General features: G+C 65.4%; 20 protein-coding genes. 11 read left to right on the top strand and 9 right to left on the bottom strand.

Annotation, left to right across the window (positions count from 1 at the left end):
• The first annotated feature begins 1 nt into the window (after position 1).
• The 4 genes from ACO2RJ_RS20365 (at position 2) to ACO2RJ_RS20380 (ending at position 4182) form a co-directional block, all read left to right on the top strand.
• Positions 2-1000, top strand: a complete 999-nt coding sequence (locus tag ACO2RJ_RS20365; RefSeq protein WP_128778407.1) for a hypothetical protein — start codon at positions 2-4, stop codon at positions 998-1000.
• Positions 1001-1127: 127 nt separating this feature from the next.
• On the top strand, positions 1128-1580 hold the full coding sequence (locus tag ACO2RJ_RS20370; RefSeq protein WP_423269975.1) for a GNAT family N-acetyltransferase: 453 nt from the start codon (positions 1128-1130) through the stop codon (positions 1578-1580).
• Positions 1581-1614: 34 nt separating this feature from the next.
• On the top strand, positions 1615-2682 hold the full coding sequence (locus tag ACO2RJ_RS20375; protein ID WP_164919625.1) for a glycosyltransferase family 2 protein: 1068 nt from the start codon (positions 1615-1617) through the stop codon (positions 2680-2682).
• Between the two features lie 483 nt (positions 2683-3165).
• Entirely contained in the window at positions 3166-4182 is a 1017-nt protein-coding gene (locus ACO2RJ_RS20380; RefSeq protein WP_128778409.1) for a hypothetical protein, read from the top strand.
• A gap of 93 nt (positions 4183-4275) precedes the next feature.
• On the opposite strand, the gene ACO2RJ_RS20385 is transcribed toward ACO2RJ_RS20380, so the two are convergent.
• The 5 genes from ACO2RJ_RS20385 to ACO2RJ_RS20405 form a co-directional block, all read right to left on the bottom strand.
• Positions 4276-5514, bottom strand: a complete 1239-nt coding sequence (locus ACO2RJ_RS20385; protein ID WP_206659562.1) for an abortive infection family protein — start codon at positions 5512-5514, stop codon at positions 4276-4278.
• 64 nt (positions 5515-5578) lie between these two features.
• The gene (locus tag ACO2RJ_RS20390; RefSeq protein WP_164919626.1) at positions 5579-6106 is read right to left on the bottom strand and encodes a hypothetical protein; all 528 of its coding nucleotides are present in this window, start codon (positions 6104-6106) and stop codon (positions 5579-5581) included.
• A complete protein-coding gene (locus tag ACO2RJ_RS20395; RefSeq protein WP_342633787.1) occupies positions 6091-7200 on the bottom strand; it encodes an RHE_PE00001 family protein in 1110 nt (369 codons plus the stop codon). Before ACO2RJ_RS20395 ends, ACO2RJ_RS20390 begins: the two co-directional genes overlap by 16 nt.
• Positions 7197-8255 carry a helix-turn-helix domain-containing protein gene (locus ACO2RJ_RS20400; protein ID WP_128778411.1) on the bottom strand — a complete coding sequence of 353 codons (1059 nt, stop codon included), beginning with the start codon at positions 8253-8255 and terminating at the stop codon, positions 7197-7199. Before ACO2RJ_RS20400 ends, ACO2RJ_RS20395 begins: the two co-directional genes overlap by 4 nt.
• A gap of 33 nt (positions 8256-8288) precedes the next feature.
• Positions 8289-9776, bottom strand: coding sequence for a hypothetical protein (locus ACO2RJ_RS20405; RefSeq protein WP_128778412.1), 1488 nt, complete (start codon positions 9774-9776; stop codon positions 8289-8291).
• Between the two features lie 38 nt (positions 9777-9814).
• On the opposite strand from ACO2RJ_RS20405, the gene ACO2RJ_RS20410 reads away from it, so the two are divergent.
• The 7 genes from ACO2RJ_RS20410 (at position 9815) to repC (ending at position 17669) form a co-directional block, all read left to right on the top strand.
• A complete protein-coding gene (locus ACO2RJ_RS20410) occupies positions 9815-9982 on the top strand; it encodes a hypothetical protein (protein WP_164919627.1) in 168 nt (55 codons plus the stop codon).
• Between the two features lie 123 nt (positions 9983-10105).
• Positions 10106-11320, top strand: a complete 1215-nt coding sequence (locus ACO2RJ_RS20415) for a DUF3800 domain-containing protein (protein WP_128778413.1) — start codon at positions 10106-10108, stop codon at positions 11318-11320.
• Positions 11317-12540 carry a helix-turn-helix domain-containing protein gene (locus ACO2RJ_RS20420; protein ID WP_128778414.1) on the top strand — a complete coding sequence of 408 codons (1224 nt, stop codon included), beginning with the start codon at positions 11317-11319 and terminating at the stop codon, positions 12538-12540. The genes ACO2RJ_RS20415 and ACO2RJ_RS20420 overlap by 4 nt, the downstream gene beginning before the upstream one ends.
• A gap of 85 nt (positions 12541-12625) precedes the next feature.
• A complete protein-coding gene (locus tag ACO2RJ_RS20425) occupies positions 12626-13795 on the top strand; it encodes a site-specific integrase (RefSeq protein WP_423269976.1) in 1170 nt (389 codons plus the stop codon).
• Positions 13796-14081: 286 nt separating this feature from the next.
• Positions 14082-15290, top strand: coding sequence for a plasmid partitioning protein RepA (gene repA / locus ACO2RJ_RS20430; protein WP_245479734.1), 1209 nt, complete (start codon positions 14082-14084; stop codon positions 15288-15290).
• Positions 15291-16253 carry a plasmid partitioning protein RepB gene (gene repB / locus ACO2RJ_RS20435; RefSeq protein ID WP_128778416.1) on the top strand — a complete coding sequence of 321 codons (963 nt, stop codon included), beginning with the start codon at positions 15291-15293 and terminating at the stop codon, positions 16251-16253. It begins immediately after the preceding gene.
• Between the two features lie 189 nt (positions 16254-16442).
• Positions 16443-17669 carry a plasmid replication protein RepC gene (gene repC, locus ACO2RJ_RS20440; RefSeq protein ID WP_128778417.1) on the top strand — a complete coding sequence of 409 codons (1227 nt, stop codon included), beginning with the start codon at positions 16443-16445 and terminating at the stop codon, positions 17667-17669.
• A gap of 35 nt (positions 17670-17704) precedes the next feature.
• On the opposite strand, the gene ACO2RJ_RS20445 is transcribed toward repC, so the two are convergent.
• The 4 genes from ACO2RJ_RS20445 to ACO2RJ_RS20460 are packed head-to-tail and all read right to left on the bottom strand — an operon-like array spanning position 17705 to position 20639.
• Complete coding sequence (locus ACO2RJ_RS20445; RefSeq protein ID WP_128778418.1) at positions 17705-18436, bottom strand: GIY-YIG nuclease family protein; 732 nt, start codon at positions 18434-18436, stop codon at positions 17705-17707.
• Positions 18429-19289 carry a hypothetical protein gene (locus ACO2RJ_RS20450; RefSeq protein ID WP_128778419.1) on the bottom strand — a complete coding sequence of 287 codons (861 nt, stop codon included), beginning with the start codon at positions 19287-19289 and terminating at the stop codon, positions 18429-18431. The genes ACO2RJ_RS20445 and ACO2RJ_RS20450 overlap by 8 nt, the downstream gene beginning before the upstream one ends.
• The gene (locus tag ACO2RJ_RS20455; RefSeq protein WP_128778420.1) at positions 19286-20431 is read right to left on the bottom strand and encodes a DNA cytosine methyltransferase; all 1146 of its coding nucleotides are present in this window, start codon (positions 20429-20431) and stop codon (positions 19286-19288) included. Before ACO2RJ_RS20455 ends, ACO2RJ_RS20450 begins: the two co-directional genes overlap by 4 nt.
• Positions 20424-20639 (bottom strand): hypothetical protein, encoded by a 216-nt coding sequence (locus tag ACO2RJ_RS20460; RefSeq protein ID WP_128778421.1) that lies wholly within the window; start codon positions 20637-20639, stop codon positions 20424-20426. The genes ACO2RJ_RS20455 and ACO2RJ_RS20460 overlap by 8 nt, the downstream gene beginning before the upstream one ends.
• Between the last annotated feature and the right edge of the window lie 73 nt (positions 20640-20712).

The following is a 20712-nucleotide window of genomic DNA, read 5'->3' on the forward strand; positions in this document are numbered from 1 at the left end:
CATGCTGGTCGCGGCCGACCTCCTGCCCGAGGACGCGGCCGAGCGCCACGGGCGGCTGCGCGGCTATTTTTGCGACAAGGACGCGACGGCGACGCGCACGCTCGAAGGGTGGGCGTTGGAGCTTGCTTGGCCCAGCGACCCCGAGCGACATGTCGACACTGCCCTCGACGAGGGGCTCGCCTGGTGGGGCGGGGATTTGCGTCGCCAGGAGATGGCGACGGCGCGTCGGCGATCATCCAGGCTGCTGCGGTGTCTCTACGACAGCTGGACGCTTGCGAGCTGGGCCGAATGGCTCGAGCGTAGCGGCTCCGGAGCGCTCGAACATGTGACGATCCTTCATGTCGACGATCACCGCGATCTCGACGCTCCGCGGCTGTCCGTAGGCGCAGACGGGTGGCGCGACCTGATTTCGGGCGCCGCCTGCGACTTGAACGATCCGCGCTCCGTTATGGCTGCGATCGAGAGCGGCGCGATCGGGATGGGCAGTTTCATGACGCCGTTCCTCGCCGCTGCGCCGCAGGCTGAAGTCCGGCATCTGATCCAGCCTCCGAAGGGACAGCGGACGCTCGATTTCGAGATCCGACACGGCGTCGTCGGGGACGATCTCATCGAGCCGGGCGCGCCACGGCCGGCGGTAGAGCTCGTCCCAACCGGGGCGGGGACGGGACCTCGCCGATATCGGATGACGCCCTCTCTCGACGACTGGCTGAGCGATCTCGACGGCCGTCGTCTGCTGCTCCATGTCGACATGGATTACTTCTGCAACCGCTACGATGGCGACAGCGACTGGCGGAGCCGGGTTTTGCCTCTTGATCCGCCCATGGAAGCGATCGAGCGCCGTGTAGACGAGGTCGTGGCCGCGCTTAACAAGCGCGGGCTGATTGGCCGGCTCGAAGACATAGTGGTCGCGTATTCTCCCGGCTTCTTTCCAGCCGAGTTCTGGGGGCGGACGGACGAGCGGCTGACGCGAGGCCTCGGGCTCGATGCCGGCCGCGGATGACGCCCGAAAGGTCGCGGCGAAGCGCCGGCGCAAGCAGCGCTCGTCGCCCAAGCCCGCATCGACCAAGACCACGACGCCCAAGCCGAGGGTCGCTAGAGACCCTGTGTCCGCGCAGGATGTTCGGCTTGTGTCGACGAAGGGAACGAAAGGACGCGGCGGTGGCGCGGACGGCGAGGCTTGGCGCATCGAACATAAGGGGCGACGCGCCGGCCAGGTCTTCATCAACCGGATCGATCAGCCGCCGGTTGGACCTCACGCCTCGATCCAGATCTATCTGAATCAGGCGAGCCAGGGGCGCGGCATCGGACGTCTCGGCTATCATCTCGCCTGTGTGCAAAGCCGTTACGACGTCATCTATGCGCACATGCAGAAATCCAATCTGGCGTCCGCGCGCGCCGCGGAAGCGGCCGGGTTCGTCGACGCGGCGCTTCCCGAGGAACGGCAGCGGCTTCTCGTCTGGCGACGTCAGTCGGCGGCGGCTTCAGTCGAGCCGCCGACCGTCGAGCTGCAGTCTTCGCAAACCAAGTCCGACGCTCAGCGGGCTCCTGAATCACCGCCGACCGAACCTGAGAAGTCCTGACCGGCATCTTCTGCGATCCGACGGATGGACCGGCATGCTGACGGTGATCGTGATCCCCTGCTTCAACGAGCGCGACGAGATTTTCCTTGCCGCGAAATCGTTCGGTTTCGGGCTGGGCGAGGAGACGACGCCGAAGGACACTCATCTCGTGCTGGTCGACAATGGCTCGACCGACGGCACGCCGGCGTCGCTGCGTGCGATCAGAGGGTTCTCGCGCAAGGGCGCCGTCGTCGTCACGAGCGAGGCCGAGCGAGGCTATGTCCCGCCGCGCGCCAAAGGCGTGACCGTCGCCGCGCGGCTGACGAGATCGATGGGCGTTTCGCCTGAACGTGTTCTCATCTTGCAGGCCGACGCCGACACGCGATACGAGCCGGGTTACGTCGATGCGTTCCGGCAGGCGGCGGAGAGCGCAACCGGCCCTGCTCTTATTGAGGGGCTGACGCATGCCCCGGGCCGCTTCCTGGACGGCCATCCCGGCTTTCAGCGTCTCGCGGACACGGTCGACGCCGAAATGGCTCCCTTTCTCGTCGACGACTCTCTCGACGTGATCGTCGACGACAAGGTCAGCGGCTATTTCCTAGCGAGTTACGTGGCCTGGGGCGGGCACCAGCGGCAGTATCGTGCCGACGGCAAGGAGATCCACGCCGAGACCTCAAGATTGTTTCTGCGGGGAAAGCGCATGGGAGCGGCTCATGTGCGGGCGCCTCTCGCTCAGGCTATGCCGTCCCGACGCAAGATTCTCAGGAACTCGATTCGTCATTTCGCCACCGCCGGATTTCCACGTGACGAGGCGTGGTGGCGGAAATGGAGCCGGGACTATCAAGGGCCGCGCGACCTGGCGGCGTTCGAGGGGCCGGATCCGGGACCGCCGCTCGATCGCGCCATCGCCACGCGCAAGGCGCATCTGCTTGCGTTGATGTCCGCCCTGCCTCTCTTGGTCGCCGGGCCGCAGCAGGTCGAGATCGAGCGACGGCGCGCACGGCTTCATCCGCTGGTCGATACGTTCTTTCTGGGGCTTCACGCCCCGCCTCGCGCCGACGACGTCGCTGCCGTGTTCGATCTTGCGTTGGGCGCCATCGATGGCTGGGACGCGCTGCTTTAGTCTGGACGGCGGGTTTGGCCAGGCGGTCTGATCTGAAGGAATGGCGTTCACCGCGGCTGCGGCTCGGACGAAAATGACCTGGCTGAGCTTTACGGATCGCGCGTTGTCGAACAAGGCGCGTGTCGCCTGAACTGTCGGCTGCCATCAAGCGCGCGTCTGCTCCGTAACACGCGGTAGGCGCGCCAGGCGTTCCCTAGGCGATTTTGGCAGGCCTGAAGGCTCAGCCGGCTCGGCCGGCGCTGACGCGCCGTCCGTGGATCGTATGCGCGCCGCTGAAGCGCAGCCGGGTCGAGCCTTAAAACGAATTGAGCCCCGTAAGGGGCCCAAAGCTCGTGCGATTTGTTTAGACTCCCGACACGTCCTCACGAGTGAAGGCACAGCCCCCCAAAGGGCATCGCGACCGGAGTGATCAGAGTGTGGCGCTTGCGGCCGGCCTAGTCAAGACTGATAAGGCTGACTGTCTTTCCTGGTTGCGTCCCTATCATGCCCTCTCGCGAACGTTCGTTAACGGCCTACGTCAAAGCCGATCTGAACTGCGAACTGTCTCGGCCGAATTTCGAGGCGATCCTCGCCTTTATGCCCGGCGCGAACATCGAGCTGCTGCGGCATTCGTTAAAGGAAGTGCGGGGCGCGGCAAAGAGAACGGATACGAGCCGACTGCTCGAGCAGCTGCACCGCAGCTATCATCGCAAGCTTGCCGAACAGGCGAGCCTCTATCCCGTTTTTCACATTCTGGAATCAGCCTACCGGGCCAAGCTCGGGTTCTGGCTGGAGAACCACTACGGCGTCGATCGATGGTGGGAGCCGATCCTGGCGGAACTTCGCCATGATCGGGACTTGACCGAGGTCAATGGCGTCGCGGTCACGCACAGCGCTCTGCGGGCTCTCCAGAACCTGATCAAGAACGTCGAGGGTGACCGCTATGACCGTGGCGTGCTCGCCCAGGCGGACGGGCACGGCGTTCTCGCCCGGGCCAAAATGTCGGACATCGAAGAGCTGATTTTCGAGCATTGGCCAAACTTCAAGAAGGAGCTCCGCGGGCAGTTCTCAAACGGTTCGCCTGTCGAGCCGGCCACGTTCAAGGCCAAGTTCAAGCGTGTCAGAGACGCCCGCAACGAGGCCTATCATCACCGCGAGGTCGGCCGCCGCGCCGAGATCGTCGCGCTGGCCGAGGAGCTTCTGGACCTGATTGACGTCCATCTCGGGTCGGTCGTCGATCACGCCGCGCAGCTGGCGCCCAAGGTCCAGGCCTCAGGCGTCAGGGTGGACGCGCGTCATCTGGCGCTCTGCGCGGTCGACCGGTCGTTCCGTATCGAGACTGTCCAACAGGGGCGCGATCCCGTGGAAGCGGAGGTGACCGCGATGACCGGAGGCGATGCGATCGCTAAATCGATCGCCGGCATGTCAGGCGAACGGCGGGCCAAGCTGCAGGCGGTGCGACTGACCGACCGCGACGCCGAAGCCGGCTCTCCTCAGCATGAAGGGGCGCGAGCGCCCTAGCGCAAAAGTGGCGACGCGGCCCGGCTCTATCGAAAATCAAGGGCGCCGGACCGGCGTCTTCGCCCGCCGGCGTCGCAAACGGAGAACGTGCGTTCAGCCGGCGGAGCTGTCGGCATTGTCCTCGGCGGCCGCGTCGGGGGCGGTGGAGCGGGTCGCTCGCGCCTGATCGAGCCACGTCGCCATCAGGAACTTCGCCATCGATCCCGCCAGATTGACGACAAGCTCGGCGTGCCGGGGCTGGGGGCGCACCGGCCGACCTTTCTGAGCATGAGAATCGCCCAGCCGGTTTCTGAGCGTGCCAATCGTGTTCACGACGTTCTGGCAGCTCCCCAAGATGGTTTTGAAGGCGACCTCGGTGTGTTGGCTGGGGGCGAGGTTGAGATGCTCCGCGGCAAGGGCCCAAAGTCGCGGCAAGTCGTCCTTGTCGGTGTAATCGAGGCGCGCTTCATCGAGGATATGCTTGCAGCTTCGCTCAAGCAGGGTTCGGGCTATCGTGATTGCGCCTTCGGGATCGCTGGTGCGGCGCTCCAGCGCCTTCGCCCACAGCCTGTCGACGCCGGCGTTGTCGAGCTTCTGGAACTGCGCCGTCAGTTCTCGATCCGCCGGCGACTCGCCGGTCGCTGAACAGAGCCTGACGGCATAGACCGCGTAACCCGAGACCTTGCGCGTCTGGGCGAGTTCATAGCCGTCGCGCTGCAGAAATTCGTTGAGCCTCTCTACGATCTCGGCCTGCGCCTCGTCCGCTCGCACCATCGGATCGACGATCCGTTCCAGCAGGGCGAAGACGCGCCGGCGGGAGCACGTCGTCACGCCGAGATGGGTGAGGAGTTCGGCGTTGGTCCAGTCGTCGTGCTCGACCCGGTGCCGCTCGATATCGGCCCTGAGCGTCTTCTGGGACCGGCGCAACTCGGGATAGATCGTCGGCATGTCTTCGAGCGGAAAGATCGGCTCGAGCAGCTCGAGATCGTCGCGAAGCTGGCCGGCGAGATCAATGGTCTGGAGATAGTCGATCAGACGACGCCGTATAATTTGGGTCAGGGGCCGCCCGACCTCCTCGTCGATCGCGGCGGCGCACTCTTCGAGGCCGGGGCTCTGAAACTCGTTCAGGACGCGTTCGGCGACGGCCAGCAGCGCATCCCTTTCAAGTCGCAGCAGCCGGGTGTGGACGTAGGTGAACTTGCTCGAGAAAGCTTCCTCGCTGGATCCCTCGTCGAGACCGACACGGGCGCACACGGTCGGCAGGTCGTATGCCTTCACCTCCGTAAGAGTGCTGGCGATCGCTTTGCGTAGATCACCGAGCTTCGGGCCGGCCATAACGACGTCCTCGATCATGCCAGTCGGCAGAGCGGCTCTACTGCGACGGAGCAGATACGACCTGTAGCAGCGCCTGCGGTCATCATCGACCGGAGCCGGTCGATCGGCTGTTGAACGCGTCCTTCCACGAGCGTCGACAGGTGGCCGCGTCTGCGCGATCCTGGGCGCGGACGGTGGCCGAGAGCATGCGATGACGGACAATGTCGACCTGTTCGCCGACGTCGCGGCGGCGCTGTTTGTCAGACTCCGGGCGGCGTTTCCGGTGCCGGTCGACGTTGAAGTCGACATGTTGGCCGACGAGGCCCTCGATGGCGCCAATCCGACGGGCGCAACCCCGGAGGCTTTTGTCGAAGCTACGGTGCTTTGGCTCGGCGCCGCGGGGCTGATCGTTTTCGAGGCGGGTCAGCTTGGAGCGCGCGTGATCGAGCGGGTTGGGCTGACGGCGCGCGGCTTTCTGGCGTTGCAGGCGCGCGACGCGGACGCAGAGCCGATCGGTTTTTACTTGAGCGATCATCCGTCGCCTGAGCTGCGCCGCGACCTTGTCGGCCGCGCGCTCGCGGCCGTGAGGTGACGTGCCTTTGCGCGGCCGGCGTGTCAGGCCGCCGACCATGCGCGATAGCGTTTGCGCCCGGTCGTTTCCCGCAGGCCGAGTTCGAGCGCGAGCGTTGTCGCCGCTCGCTGCGTCACGCCCAATCGGGCGGCGATCAAGGATGCGGTGACGACAGGCGTCTCGATCGCCAGCGCAAGGAGGTTTGGCAGGCTCGAGCTCGACCGCCGTCCGCGGGCCCGTAACGACAGCACATTCTGCGCCATCGCCAGACGGTCGTGTTCCTTCAGTCCGGCCTCGGCGGCCGCAGAGAGCGCCGCAAGACCGACTTCGATCTGGATCGCAGGATCGCGCTTCCAGCGCTTCTCCTGGGGCGTCGCCTTGAGGCCGATGCTGAGGCCGACGTTGAAGGCGCGCGTTTTGGCGCGTGCGCGCAACAGCTCCGCCGCGAGCAGCCGCCCTAGATAGGGTTGCGCCTGCAGCGGCTCGATATGGTTCCAGGCGTCCAGAGCGATGGCGGCCGCGAGCGTCGGCGGCAGCGCCGACGTGGCGTCCACAGTCTGGCGCCATTCCGCCAGTCGGGCGTCCTCGTCCCAGTCCAGATCGTAGATCAGGCTGGGACGCTCGCTCCTCGCTCGGGGCTCGACGCGCTCGCCTGAAAGCAGCTTTTCCGAGCGCGCCACAACGGCGTCGATCGCCGCCAGGCTTTTGGCCCATTCGTCGTCCGCGTCAGGCTCTTCCCAGTCCTCGTCGATCCCGAGTTTGCTCTGAGGCGCGTCGTCGATGGTCGCGCGTCCTCGCAGGACGTCCAGGCCGGACGGCTTCAGCGCCCAGCCCGACGTGGCCATCTGGATACGGCGCCTCGCCCGCAGCACGGCGTGGGCGCGCACCAGTTCGGCGGTGGGCGCGCGCACGTCCATCATCGCGTCATGCAGGACGAGATCTTCGACATGCACGAGTTCGCCTTCGAGCCAGAGACTGGCGCAGGCGTCGGTGAAATCGGCCCGCGCGATCCAGCCTTGGCGGAGCTCGCTCTTGGCGAGCCGCTCGTCGAGCCGCGCCAGGGCGTCCTCCGCCTTCGCGGTCGGGCCAGCCAGCCGGCTCCATATCAGGCGTTCCGACAGTTCGTAGCGCGGTTCGCTCTGCAAGACGGTCAATAGATCGAAGCCTTATAGGCGGTCTCGTAGAGGGCCTTTGCGAGTTCGCCCGGATCAAGCGTTTCGATGAGCTGCCGGGGCACCCATCGCGCCGGTCCGTCGTGACGAAAGAACCGGCCAAGCCCCGGCTCGATCCGAAGATCGGTGAAAGCAGCCTCGATTGCGAACGGCCCACTCACGGTGTTGTCGGCGAAGAGCTCGACGAGCCCTTCGAAATAGCGCGTCAGTTCCTCTCGCATTTCGTAGAGCGCCAGCCGGCCCTCCCCTTGGGTCGAGTAAAGCGCGTGGACAATCGAGGCCTGGACGAACCAGTCGTCGGCGACGAACAGGCGGTGATAGTTCGCGCCGTTCATTGTGGGCGTCAGGATTTCATATCCGCCCGGAGCGCCGCGAAAGACGTCTGATCGACCGCTATAAGTCGGGCCTGGAAACAGCCGGCCCCTCTCCTCGACGCGCAGCGGCGCATGGTCGTCAAAATGCTCGCGCGGCAGGATCGAGATCGTGAGCCGCGGCGCGCCCTCGACCATGACGCCGCGTTGCGCAAGCGCCTCGCTCTCGCGCTGCGACAGGTCCGACAGTGTCGCGCGATAGTCCTCGAAGCGCTTGAAGTAGGCGCCGATCTCGGTGCGCGGCAGAACCTTGTTCTGCTTGTCGGTCCGGACCCGGAACGCGCCGTTGAGGCGGTTTTGATAGGGCTGCATCCGGTGCTCGGCGATCGCCACGACAAGCGCATATCCGTCGCCGTCGAGCGCGATCTCATAGGTTGACACGCCGAGCGGCGTCGGGTCGACGCCGGTTTGAACAAGGCTCTGGATTTTTCGACCGAGCTCGTCGGGATCGGCGTGGAGCGGGCGCCAGTGCTCAAAACCGCCCTTCTTCTCGGCGACGCCGACCACGAGAGCCCCGCCACGCGCGTTCAGGAACGCCACGATATCGTCGAGAAACCCCACCCGGGCCTTTTCGTCGGCGAGATCGATCTCCCGCTTGAAGTCGAGCTCCGGGCCTTCGACGACGGCCCGGGATTCGATCATCTCACGCGTGATTTTATCTGGCATGCGACTGTCCTGGAGCGGTGTGCGGAGCCGCGGTCAAGAACCTGACGGCTCCAGATCAAGCAGCCTGGCGATCTCCGCGACGGCGTCGTCGCGGCGGACGTCGAGGCGCAGGCGCAGCGTGGCTTCGACCGGCGTCCTGAGATTGTTCGCGGTGACGCGGACGCCGATCTCGCCCGTGATCGGGCCGTCTTCGGCCAGCATCGCGACCACGTCGAACTCGAACGGTTCGGGATCGGCCAGGTGCGGGAAGCTTTCGCATTCATAGTCCCAGTAGGATCCCCCCTTGCGGTTCTCGTGCGGCATGCGCCGGTAGAAGGCCTGAGGGTCGCGCGGCTCCGCCGATATTGGCCGGATCGGCATAAGGGTGTGGCGCGAAAGTGAATCGAGATCGCGCATCGTGTGGGATTGGGCGATCACCTGCTCAAACGCGGAGCGGCGGCGGGCCGACGGATCTTCGTAATCCTCGAGCCCTTCCAGTTCGCTGAGGTCGAAGCCTTGACCCGGGACGCGTTTGCGCGTCGGTCTTGGCGGTCGCGGCGGGTCGCGGAACGCCGCCGGTTCGAGCGGCGGCGGCGCGGTTTCGGTCGGCTCATAGAGTTTCAATCCGTCGGACGCCTGGATGACCACGCGCATGTTCTCGGCGGGCTCGACGCCGAGATTTTGAACCGTCAGCGTGAGACTGACGCGGGCGACAGCAATTTTCGAGCGCTGTCCGCGGCGCTCGATCTCCGCCCGCAGCTCGGCGCGCCAGCGCTCGTAAGCTCCGGTGTAGGCGGCGATTGTTTTCTCTGACGGCGGATCATAGGCGTCCGGATCGGAACCGTGAGGCGTGTCGAACTGTGTCGCCAGGGGCCTGGCCGCCGTCGCGCGCGCCAGAACCGTCTCGATCTCGGTTTCCGTGAGCGCATCCCGTCGGGTGATGATCAGCGACAGGAAATTCTTGATCTCAGCGTCCGCATGGGTGAGGGCGCAGTCGACCGCCGGGCCGCGACGCTTGAGGTCGCTCACCTCGCGCGTCAGCCGGGCGATCTCCCTTTGCTCCGTCGTGGCCTCGGTCGGGAGCTCCCACCGCGTCGGAGGCCGCAGCACGGCGATGTTGTGGGCGTAGGCGACCGCCATCACTTCCGCGTCGTCGCTCAGCACCGCGATCGAGGCGTCCGGATGCTGGACGCGATAGGCGAGAGCGTCCGCCACGAGCTGATCGTCGCCCCAGCCTTCGGCGAGATCGCGCGGCGCCGTCCATCCGACCGGACGCGCCACGTAGTCGAGCACAAGCCGAGGACCGGCGTCGCGCAGCAGCTCCGGCGCGCCCGCGGCGACGATGTCGCCGAGCGCCTTGGCGTAGCGTCGCGCGCGATCCTGCGACCGGCCGCGAAGCTCGTGCCTTTTCTTCTGAAGCTCTTTCTGGACCGTCCGTCCGGCGATCAGCGTGACAGTCGGATCCGACGTGACGTCGCTCCATTCCAGCTCGCGCAGGTCGCGGAAATGGATGAACAGGTTGGTGTCGGGGAAGATGATCATGCGTTGGTCCGTCGGACACGTTCGCCAAGCGTCGGCGGATGGTCGTGGCGGCCGGCCGAGGTGGCGAATTCTTCGGCGAAATGCGCTCGGCCGAGCGTTTGCGCGATCGCGAATCAATCAAGGATATCAAGCTATCCCTCAACGTAACGGAAGCAAACAAGGATTACGCTTCCGTCACTGCGAATCCTGTTGTGGCCTTCTGCTGATCATCGATAACAAAAGTTTATCGATGCCTATCGACAGGAGCCCGCAAATCAGATCCTGATGGCGGGCGAAGCGGCCTCGCAAGCCGCAATCCTTGGACGTCCTGAGGGATTGGAGGGTCGCCGATGTCGCAATCCTTGGCCCCGCCTCACCCGATCTGGTGCGACGAGTCCGGGTCGACCGGCAACGACCTCACCAACACCGATCAGCCGATCTTCACCTACGCCGCGCACGACCTCACCGCCGACCAGTCGGCCGCGCTCGTCGACCGCATCCGCTCGACGCGCGTGCGCCCGATCCAGGCGGTCGAGCTGAAGGCGCGCGGCAAGACCGGCCTGCGCAAGCGCGACGACTGGCCCGAAATCGCCAGGCTGACGCTAGAGGCCCTCGACGGCCATTTCCTCGTCACCGTCATGGACAAGCGCCTCGCGCTCGCCGCCAAGGCGTTCGAGTACATCTTCGAGCCCGTTCTCGAGGACCGCAGCAGGATCTTCTACGACCGCGGCCTGCACATCTTCGTCATGGAGGCGATCGGGCGCACGATTCGCGACGCCGGCGGCCCGGCGGAGGCGGTCGCGGCCGAGCTTCGAACCTTCATGACGTCATTCAAGCCGGCCGACGCGCCGTTGCTGTTTCGCAATGAGCCGACGCTGCCGCCAGACGCCGCCGTGCTCGGGCTCCTGTTGCGCTTCGCGCGCGGCTACCGCGACCAGATCGCGGCCCGATCGGTTCATCTCGAGGCGAGCGGGATCGCCCATTGGATACTCGACCTCGCCGCAACCTCGTTCCAGTCGCTGCTGGCGCGCGGCCTCGGCGGCCGCCACGGCAAGGTTCAGGTCTACTGTGACGAATCCGAGCCTCTCGAGGCGATGAACGACTATTTCGAGGCCTGGATCGACCGTCCGGACGCCGTCCCGATTCCAGGACCCGGCGGGCGGTTCGTGCAGCTCAAGCTCGATATGGCCGGGCCGATCCGCTTCGAACGCTCGATAGACCATGCCGGGCTCCAGCTTGCCGACGTCGTGGCCGGCGCGACCTACGAGATCTACGGCGATCCGGCGAAGAACCGGCTGGGCGAGCTCGCCCCGCTCGTCGCCCGGCATCTTCATGAAGATCACATGCTGCCCGACGCGGTCGCGCCAGATCCGAGCAATCCGATGGTTCGCACGCACATGCACATCCTGCGTCTCCTGGCGGCGCGCGCCGAACTGCGCCAGGATCCGCTCAAGGGCATGGACCGCGAGTATTACGCCGCCCTGAAGCGGTTTTCGCGACCGGCCGGACGCGTCGGCCGGAAGCCTCGTCAGGATGGCCCCGGCGGTCCGAAAGGCCGGGCATGACGGTGCTGGCGCTGGAAACCACGCCGATCGAGGAGCTGACGGCCGACGACGTCCGCGATTTTGTCGCCGGTCGAAACGTCGCGGAAAGCCAGACCCTCGAGTTCAAGCAGGAGGCGTCGAGTTTCGCCCGTCGCCGTTCGATCGCGGCCCTCGCCAACGCCTATGGCGGTACGTTTGTAATCGGCGTGGTCGAGGAGGCGCATGTCGCGGTCGCCCTGCAGCTCGTGCCCGACTGCGTCGAGGAGGCCAACCGTCTCGGCCAGAGCGTCGCCGACGCGTTCACACCGCCGCTGGTCGGGTTGCGGATCCGCGGCGTCCCGGTCGAGGGCGACGCCGGCGTCGTCATCGCCCGCGTGCCGGCCTCCCCTCGCCGGCCGCACGCGACATCAAGGCAAGGTGAGAAAGACGGGCTCTTCGTCTTCGTCCGGCGCGGTCTGGAAACCCGCGCGGTCGGCATGCGGGAGGTCCAGGATATGACGCTTGCGGCCTCGAGCCAGGCGGAGCGGGTGTTTGCGCGGATAGCGGCGCTTCGAAGCCCTGTTCAGGAGAGCAGGCTGAGCGAGCCGCTTCAGAGGCGCCGCCCGCCTTTCCAGATCCATTTGTGCGCCGCGCCTGTCACGCCGGTCTCGCTTGGCAGGCTCGACGCGGATCGCACGCTGCAGGCCGGCGAAATCAATTTCGAAGGTCCGTTCGGCCCGGTTGTGTTCCGGCATCTCAACGGCGACTGGCGGCCAATCTATCGCGGCCTCCAGATGAAGTCGTCGCGCAAGGACCTTGAGTGCATCTCGACGCTGCACGCCGACGGCGCATGCGAGATCCATTTTCGCGCGTCGCCGCTGACGATCGTCAGGCACGACGCCGGCGAGGACGTCTCATTCTATCTGAACTGGCTGGTTGGCCTTCAGGCTGCGCGCATCCTGTGGTGCGAGAAGATCCGCGCAGCCGTCGCAGAGCCACAGCTCGAATTCGCCCTGGGCGATTTCCTGGCCTGTGACTACGAGCGTGTGACGCTCAACGCGGGGCAGCGCTACGAGGGCGACATCGGCGCCATGAGCGTCGGGGCCCAGGCCCCTGATCCTGGACTGTTCGGGGACGCCGGCGACGTCGACCGTCTGCTTAACGCGGCGGTCAGGGATTTCTACAATCTTGGGGGACAGGCGGGACCGACCGAGGACGTCGTGTTCGATCTCGCGCCGGCGCGTCGCGCCTGGGGCCTTTAACGATGGGCGCGTCTCCCGGAGGGGGCTTTTCGGGCGGCGGCGCGGACGCGCAGGCCAGCGACGCCACGGCGATCAGGGTTTGCCGGTGACCAATCTTCCAGCCCCGCTCCAGCCGCGCGATCATGAGCCGTCGCGGTCGATCGCGCTTGATACGCTGTCGGCGATCCTGCCGCTCGATCGGCGCGAGCGGCTGGCGGAAATCCTGTCGGACGACGAAATCTCGACGCTGCGCCACCTCGCGCAGAAGGGCATGGGCGCCAACACGCTCCGGGCGATGGCGTCCGATCTCGGCTATCTCGAAGCCTGGTCGCGCGCCTCTGACGGCTTCGCCCTCCCCTGGCCGGCGCCGGAAGCGATCGTTCTTCGGTTTGTGGCCCACCATCTCTGGGATCCGGCCGAGCGCGCGCGGAACGCCGGACACGGCATGCCCGACAGCGTCCGACAGGCTCTCGCCGCGACCGGCCGGTTGCGCTCCGACGGCCCCCATGCGGTGGCGACCGTACGGCGCCGAATGGCGCTCTGGGCGACGTTTCATCGCTGGCGCGGCCTGGAGGGGCCGTTCTCCAGCCCCAACATCCGCAACGCCATGCGACTTGCGGCCATGGCGACGGACCGGCCGCGTGGCCGCAAAAGCGCACGCGCCGTCACGCGCGACATCCTCGACAGGCTGCTGACGACCTGCGGCGGGGGGCGGCTGATCGACGCCCGCGACCGCGCGCTCCTTCTGATCGCATTCGGGTCCGGCGGACGTCGGCGATCGGAGGTCGCGAGGTTGACGGTGGAGGACCTGATGGAGCGATCGCCGGTTCCGGCGCGCCGCGGCGACGCTCAAGGCGTCATGCTGCGTTCGCTTGGATTGAGGCTTGGCCGCACCAAGACCGCGGGGGCCGACCAGGACGAACGCGTCGTGGTGGTCGGCCGGCCGGTCGACGCCTTGCTGTCATGGCTTGCGGCGGCGGACATCGCCGCCGGGCCGATCTTTCGTCGGATTGATCGCTGGGATCGGATCGGGGAGGGGGCGATCGACGCGCAAAGCGTCAACGCGATCCTCAAAAAACGCTGCCGTCAGGCGGGACTGGACCCGGCCGCCTATTCGGCACACGGCCTGCGATCGGGCTATTTGACCGAGGCCGCGCGGCGCGGCGTGCCCCTGCAGGAAGCCATGCGGCAAACCCGGCATCGCTCGATGCAGCAGGCCTCATCGTATTACAATGAGGTCGAGATCGAGCGAGGCGAGTCGGCCAGGCTTGGCTGACAGTTGCCGTCCGGCAACTGGCGTGGGAATTGCGGGGGAGCCACACGAGTTGCCGGCCGGCAACCTCCCGACTAGGGCGGTTGATGGATTGGCTGATCGCGACCCGAGGATCGGACAAGCCGCGTTCCCTCGTCTGAGACTTACAATCCACGGGACACATGGATTGCAAGTCGAGCAGGTAACGTCTCGTTAACCCTTTATTTCTTGCGCAGAATCGGGAATCGGGCACTCTAGGCACGGCAAAAGGGCGAGAACGCGCCGTTTGCCGTGTTTACGCGAGAACCACGTGGATACAGCCACAACCTTGTCTTCGGCGCCGCGGGCGATCCACGAGCTCGTGGGCGCTCATGCTCGCGAGCTGTCAGCGAAGCTCCAGGCGCATCGCCATCAGCTGTTCCCTCCGGACTCGCGCAAAACGCTTCGACGGTTCTCCTCCGGCGAAGCGGCCAAGCTGATCGGCGTCAACGACGGTTATCTGAGAAAGCTCTCGCTCGACGGCAAGGGGCCTGCGGTCGACGTCGGCGCGCACGGACGCCGCTCCTATGCGATCGAGGACATTCATGCCCTCAGGGCTTTTCTCGACGCCAGCGGGAAGTCGGATCGGCGCTACGTGCCTAAACGACAGGGCGACGAGCGCCTCCAGGTCATCACGGTCGTGAACTTCAAGGGCGGGTCCGGCAAGACGACGACGGCAGCCCATCTCGCGCAGCACTTAGCGCTTCGAGGCTACCGTGTCCTGGCGGTCGACCTCGATCCGCAGGCTTCGCTGTCGGCGCTGCACGGCGTGCAGCCCGAGTTCGACGTCGGCGAAAATGAAACGCTCTATGGCGCGATCCGCTACGGCGGCGGGCGGCGCGAGCTCAAGGACATCATCCGCAAGACCTACTTCGCCAATCTCGACCTGGTCCCGGGAAACCTCGAGCTCATGGAGTTCGAGCACGAAACGCCGAAGGCTCTTCTCGACCAAGGCGCCGGCGGCGGCATGTTCTTCACGCGCATGGACGCGGCGCTGGCGTCCGTCGCGGACGATTACGACGTCGTGGTCGTCGACTGTCCGCCACAGCTCGGCTTCCTGACCATGTCGGCGCTGTGCTCGGCGACGGCGGTTCTGGTCACGGTGCATCCTCAGATGCTCGACGTCATGTCGATGTGCCAGTTCCTGATCATGACCAGCGACCTGCTCAGCGTCGTGGCCAACGCCGGCGGGCAGATGGGCTACGACTGGATGCGCTATCTGGTGACGCGGTTCGAGCCTGGCGACGGACCGCAGAACCAGATGGTGTCCTTCATGCGGTCGATTTTTCGAGACCACGTGCTGAACTATCCGATGCTCAAAAGCACAGCGATCGCCGACGCCGGCATCACCAAGCAGACGCTCTATGAAGTGAGCCGCGACCAGTTCACCCGCGCGACCTACGACCGCGCGCGCGAAGCCGTCGACAACGTCAACAACGAGATCGAACAGCTGATCCGCTCGGCGTGGGGGAGGGCGTAAATGGCGCGCAAGAACCTGTTCGGTGGCCTGCTGGACGGCAAGCCTGACGAGGCGCCGGCCAACGTTTTGCCATCCGCCAGCGTGATGCCCCGTACGCTATCGAATTCCAGTGCGATCGGCGTGGTGAGCCGCTCCTTCGAGGAGGTCAAGGCGCTGACTGTCGTCGATATCGCCGTCGACAAAATCGATCCTTCGTTCATCACCGACCGGCTCGATGACGGTCCGGAAGGGCACTCTGACCTTGTCGCGCTCATTCGTGAGCATGGGCAGCAGGTCCCGATCCTTGTTCGCACCCATCCCACGGAGATCGGCCGCTACCAGATCGTCTACGGCCGCCGACGCTTGCGCGCCGCAGCCGAGCTCGGCCGACCCGTGAAGGCTGTGGTCAAGCCGCTGACCGACGAACAGCTCGTGGTGGCGCAAGGCCAGGAGAATTCCGCCCGCGCCGACCTGTCCTTCATCGAGCGTGCGCTGTTCGCGGCCGCGCTCGAGGAGCGCGGCTTCGGTCGGGACACCATCATGGCGGCGCTTGCGGTCGACAAGACCGGGCTGTCGCGTCTGATCTCATCGGCAGTGAAGATCCCTCGGGATCTCATCGAGGCGATTGGCCCGGCTCCCAAGACCGGGCGCGACCGTTGGGTGGAACTTGCGGCGCGCCTTGAAGGCGATGGCGCCGCCGCGCGGGCGCGCGAACTCGCGGCGAGCCCGAGTTTCGCCGCCCGCAAATCCGACGAGCGGTTTTCTTATGTGTTCGGGCGGCTGACGCAGAAGGAGACCGGGCGAAGCGATCGGACGGCCGAGGCCTTCACGCTGCCCAACGGGGCGCGTGCGGCGACGCTCAAAGACGACGAGACAGTCCTGACGCTCAAGATCGACAAGAAGGCGTCTGCGGCCTTCGCCGCCTATTTCGCCCAGTCGTTTCCCCAGATCTTCGCGGACTGGAAAACCCGCGAGGGTGCGTAACCCGAGTTCCGATCAACCCTGAACGGAGAATCCAAACAAAGAAAAAGGCCCCCGAAACGCGTCCGGAAGCCTCTCTCTCAGTCCTAAGCAACCTGAGAATCCCACTTCCGCGAATCGCAGTCAAGCGTCCCGGCTCGATAAACGCCGTTTCGGCGAGCAGGTTTTCTTTGCCTGGATGAAGGCGAAGACATGCAACCCAGACACACGACGACGCCCTTCGGGCGGCGATCGCTGACGCTCGCCCATGTGGCGACACAGGCGCTGGCGAACGCGCGGCCGGCCGATAAGGTCGTGCACAAATGGATCCTCTTTCGGGCTATCTGCACCGCCAAAGCGCGGCTCGACGTCTCCGATCGGGCGCTGGCGGTGCTAAACGCCCTTCTGACGTTTCACCCAGATACGACGCTCGGCGGCGACGCGTTGATCGTGTTCCCGTCGAACGCCCAGCTGTCGCTGCGGTCGCATGGCATGGCTCCAGCGACGCTACGGCGTCATCTCGCGGTGCTGGTGGACGCGGGTCTGATCTGCCGGCGCGACAGCCCGAACGGCAAGCGCTACGCCCGTCGCGGAAACGGCGGCGAGATCGAAACCGCCTACGGCTTCGATCTCGGTCCGCTGGTCGCGCGCGCCGACGAGATCGACAAGATTGCGGACGAGATCACGGCCGAAGAGCGCGCCCTGAAGATCGTGAGGGAGCGGATCACGCTGTGTCGGCGCGATATCGCCAAGATGATCGAAGCGGCGATCGAGGAGGATGCGCCCTGCCGGGCGGCCGGGCGCGGGTTTGCGAGCTGGACGGAGGCTCACGTTCGATTCCGCGAGCTCGTCGGGCGCATACCAAGAACGGCGTCGCGTGGTGTGCTCGAGCCGTTGGCCGATGAGTTGGCGGCGCTTGCCGAAGACATCCTCATCCTGTTGGAGGCAAAGGCGAAAACAAAAGATTCAAGCGCCAATGAGTCCCAGACTGAGCGCCACAAACAGAATTCAAAAACCAATACCCCTATTGATCTTGAACCGGGCTTTTCAGAAAGCCAGGCGGCGAAGCCCGAGCAACGGATCCGAACGGCTGGGAAACGGGAGGGATCTTTCCCACTAGGGCTCGTCCTTGACGCGTGCCCGGATATCATCGACTACGCACGGAGCGGAATTTCTTGCTGGCGGGATCTCATGGCGACCGCCAGAGTGGTTAGATCCGTGCTGGGGATCAGCCCAAGCGCCTGGGACGATGCATGCGAAGCGCTCGGCGAATATGACGCCGTCACGGCGCTCGCCGCGATCCTGCAACGGGGGGAGGCGATCAGCAGCGCAGGAGGATATCTCCGAGAGCTGACCCGAAAGGCGGTGGCAGGAGAGTTTTCGGTCGGGCCGATGATCATGGCGCTGCTTTCGGTGCGGCGGCGGGCGCTCAGCGCATGATCAGACAGGAAGGGCGGCAACAAAGTGGCATCCGCTTACGCCTCGGAGTCGTCTTCGCCTTCCTCCCTGACGGAGGCAGCGCCGCCGAGCGCCTCATATCGGCGGCTGGCGAGCCAGGCCAGGCGTCTGGCCTGCGTCAGCATCACGCGTCGGAGGCCGCCTTGGACCTTGCGTTCCGAGATGACCTGGGCGAGCCGCGAAATGATCAGGGACCGCCGCGCGATCCGGAAATCGGGATGCGAGCGCAATTCGAAGACGCGATCGGAGACGATGCGGTCGCGAAAGGACGGCGGTGGTTCGACCACCAGGTCGCCGGGCGGCGGATCCTTCTCGTTGAGGATCGCTTTGAACGTCGATCGCTCGACGGCCTGGCTCGTGATGATGCGCTCGAGCGCATCGAGATGCCGGCGCGCGTCGACGTCGGAGCGGCTCGCCGTCTCATATTGCGGGAGCGGCCAAACTTCGATCTCGAACACCTCGAACGGATCGAGCACCGACATCGCCACGGCGTCGGTGCGCTGGTTCGTCAGGTGACGGCGTATCCGCGTCCGCAGGCGTTCATTGGTCTGACCGACATAAATGGGCTCACGGTCGTAATCGAAGAACGCATAGACCCCCCAGCGGAAATTCCCGACGCGGCGCCCGACGCCGGACGGATCGGTGAAGAGCGTGTCGAGAAACCGTGTGAGGTTGGTCCGAAGATCTTCGGTTTCGAATGGCGGAACGTTGATAGCGTCGCTTGGCGGTCGATTGCCGAAGTCAAACACGACGGATCGCCGTCGGACCCGATGCCCGCGCCACGTCGCCGGCGCGCACCACCGTGGTCGCGCGCTCGATCATGTCCCCGGTCTGCGTCAGCTCGAACGCGACATGGTTGAGTTCGTCCTCGCGGCCTTTGAAGCACGCGTTGAACGCTGCGAGCAGCTCGACGTCATCGAGCGCCTGAGCGACGGCGATCGGACGATCGCGCGTCGGAGGAGCAGACGGGAAGAGGTAGATACACGGCGGCGGCGTCCGAAACGATCCGAACTCGCTCGAGCGATCGCCGGCGTCGGCCGCAGCGAGTTTCGGGCAACGGCGCGCGACGGTTCCGCAGATCATGTCCCAGATGACGACGCCGTCGACACGTTGACCGCGGCTGACCATCTCGGCGCTGAGCCGGGTATGAATGCCGGACCAGGCGTTGCGCCGCGGATCGGCCCCGGAATTGGTGCAAAGGCTCCAGATCACGAACTCGTCGGCGTCGCTTGGACGTTCGAAGATGTTGGTGTTGTTGCCGTCGAGGCATCCCTTGAGATCGATCACCGCGGTTCGTCCGCTGCTCAGCCGCACGACATAGTCATTGCGGGCGGCGTCCTCGCTTTCGTCCCAGCCTGCAATGAAACCGGCGTCCTCCATGTGATTGAGAACATGACGGACGAACTCGCGTTTGCCGCGCATCGTCGCCGAGAACTGGCCGCGGACACGTTCGATGGCGCCTCGAAAGATCGGACTGTCGTAGAATTCGCGCTCGTCGAGCCCGTGATCGCCGAGCTTGTGCGCTTCCGTCTTGAGCGTCTCGGCGAAGGCTTCGATCTGCGCCCGAAGCCGTTCGTTTCGAGCGCAGGGAATGACGCTCACGCAGCAGCCCGCTTTTTTGAAGCAGCAGGGTGAAGCAGCGGCTCGAAAATGTGCGCCGCCAGATGCCTCACGACCGGGACCACGACCCCGTCGCCCGTGAGATGATAGGCCTCGTTGTAGTTGCGAGGAAGCTGGTACTCTTCCGGCAATCCCATCAGCCGCGCCGTTTCGCGGGACGAGATCAGTCGCGATCGAACGACCGGCCCGTCGACCACGAGGATGACCTGTCGGCTTGATCCGCCGGCCGGCGTCCGCAGACAACCCGCGACGTCGTCGAACCGGACCTCCGCCCGCTGAACCTTGACGCCAACCTCGTTGAGCCGCGTGCGCTTGTAGACGCCCCCGACCATGCGCCGCCCGGCGCGTTTGGCCACTTCGACCTTTGCGAGATTGATCGCCGACATCATCGCGAGCAGCTGAACGGTCTCTGCCGGGCTGTGCCATGAGACGCTGTCCGGCGCCTCCTCGATTTCATGCGCGAAAGTGCGCGAACGGCGCTCCGGCGTCGGCAGATTCCACCACAGCAACGCCTCGCGCGCCTTTTGCGAAATCCCCTCCACAGCACGGCGAAGGCCGCGGGTATGGAAGGGATCGAGCGGCGCTGGGGCGAGCAAAGCGGGGTCGATAGCAACGTCGTCGCGAACGCCGATCATGAACAGGCGTGGCCGCGACTGCGGAACGAACAGATCGGCGTTGATGATCAGCGAACCATGGCGATAGCCGGCGAGCGCGAAGGTTTCGCAGATGGCGCCGAAGTCGCTCCCTCCATGGGAGGTCAGCGTCCCGCACACGTTTTCGAGCGCGATCAGTTTCGGTGCACGACCGTCGCGCCGAAGATCGCGGATGATGTCCCAGAACGGGTAGAACGTGCCCGATCGTTCGCCTCGCAGTCCGGCGCCTCCGCCCGCGAGTGAGAGATCCTGGCAGGGAAAAGAGCCCCAGACGAGATCCGGAACGCCGCGCATCTGATCGAGCGTGATGTGACGGATGTCGCCGCCCTGAAAACCCCCGACCCCATGATTGCGCTGATAAACGGCGCCCTTCTTGAAGTCGAAGTCATTGGCGAACAGGCAGGTCCACTCGTCGCCGAGCCCGCATCGCGCCATGCCGGCGCCGGCAAAAAACTCATAGAAATTAGCCATGAGCTGACCGATCATTGTCCGGGACAAGCGACTTCGTCGTATCGCGCAATAGCTTTTCTTGGACTGCTTCGGTTATCCAAGTGTTACGCGAGACGTTGCCGGGCCGAACGGCGCACAGCGCATCGATAGCGGCGAGGGTCTCGTCCGCGACGCGAAGCGTGAAGCGGTCGAGCTCCCGAACCGGCACGGTTTTCGATTCGCTTTTCATGACGTCACGGTGGCGCCTCCGTGGCGCCACGTCAATTCTGTTTCTATTTTGTTCCTGTTCGTGACCGTGTCAA

The organism is Hansschlegelia sp. KR7-227 (genome assembly GCF_049446035.1).
Taxonomy (GTDB): domain Bacteria; phylum Pseudomonadota; class Alphaproteobacteria; order Rhizobiales; family Methylopilaceae; genus Methylopila.

Excerpts from the sequence above, each read along its gene's own strand:
- ACO2RJ_RS20365 (WP_128778407.1), top strand. The coding sequence starts at position 2 with ATGCTGGTCGCGGCCGACCTCCTGCCCGAGGACGCGGCCGAGCGCCAC.
- ACO2RJ_RS20375 (WP_164919625.1), top strand. The coding sequence starts at position 1,615 with ATGCTGACGGTGATCGTGATCCCCTGCTTCAACGAGCGCGACGAGATT.
- ACO2RJ_RS20380 (WP_128778409.1), top strand. The coding sequence starts at position 3,166 with ATGCCCTCTCGCGAACGTTCGTTAACGGCCTACGTCAAAGCCGATCTG.
- ACO2RJ_RS20385 (WP_206659562.1), bottom strand. The coding sequence starts at position 5,514 with ATGATCGAGGACGTCGTTATGGCCGGCCCGAAGCTCGGTGATCTACGC.
- ACO2RJ_RS20390 (WP_164919626.1), bottom strand. The coding sequence starts at position 6,106 with ATGGTCGGCGGCCTGACACGCCGGCCGCGCAAAGGCACGTCACCTCAC.
- ACO2RJ_RS20400 (WP_128778411.1), bottom strand. The coding sequence starts at position 8,255 with ATGCCAGATAAAATCACGCGTGAGATGATCGAATCCCGGGCCGTCGTC.
- ACO2RJ_RS20405 (WP_128778412.1), bottom strand. The coding sequence starts at position 9,776 with ATGATCATCTTCCCCGACACCAACCTGTTCATCCATTTCCGCGACCTG.
- ACO2RJ_RS20410 (WP_164919627.1), top strand. The coding sequence starts at position 9,815 with ATGGTCGTGGCGGCCGGCCGAGGTGGCGAATTCTTCGGCGAAATGCGC.
- ACO2RJ_RS20415 (WP_128778413.1), top strand. The coding sequence starts at position 10,106 with ATGTCGCAATCCTTGGCCCCGCCTCACCCGATCTGGTGCGACGAGTCC.
- ACO2RJ_RS20420 (WP_128778414.1), top strand. The coding sequence starts at position 11,317 with ATGACGGTGCTGGCGCTGGAAACCACGCCGATCGAGGAGCTGACGGCC.
- repB (WP_128778416.1), top strand. The coding sequence starts at position 15,291 with ATGGCGCGCAAGAACCTGTTCGGTGGCCTGCTGGACGGCAAGCCTGAC.
- repC (WP_128778417.1), top strand. The coding sequence starts at position 16,443 with ATGCAACCCAGACACACGACGACGCCCTTCGGGCGGCGATCGCTGACG.
- ACO2RJ_RS20455 (WP_128778420.1), bottom strand. The coding sequence starts at position 20,431 with ATGGCTAATTTCTATGAGTTTTTTGCCGGCGCCGGCATGGCGCGATGC.
- ACO2RJ_RS20460 (WP_128778421.1), bottom strand. The coding sequence starts at position 20,639 with ATGAAAAGCGAATCGAAAACCGTGCCGGTTCGGGAGCTCGACCGCTTC.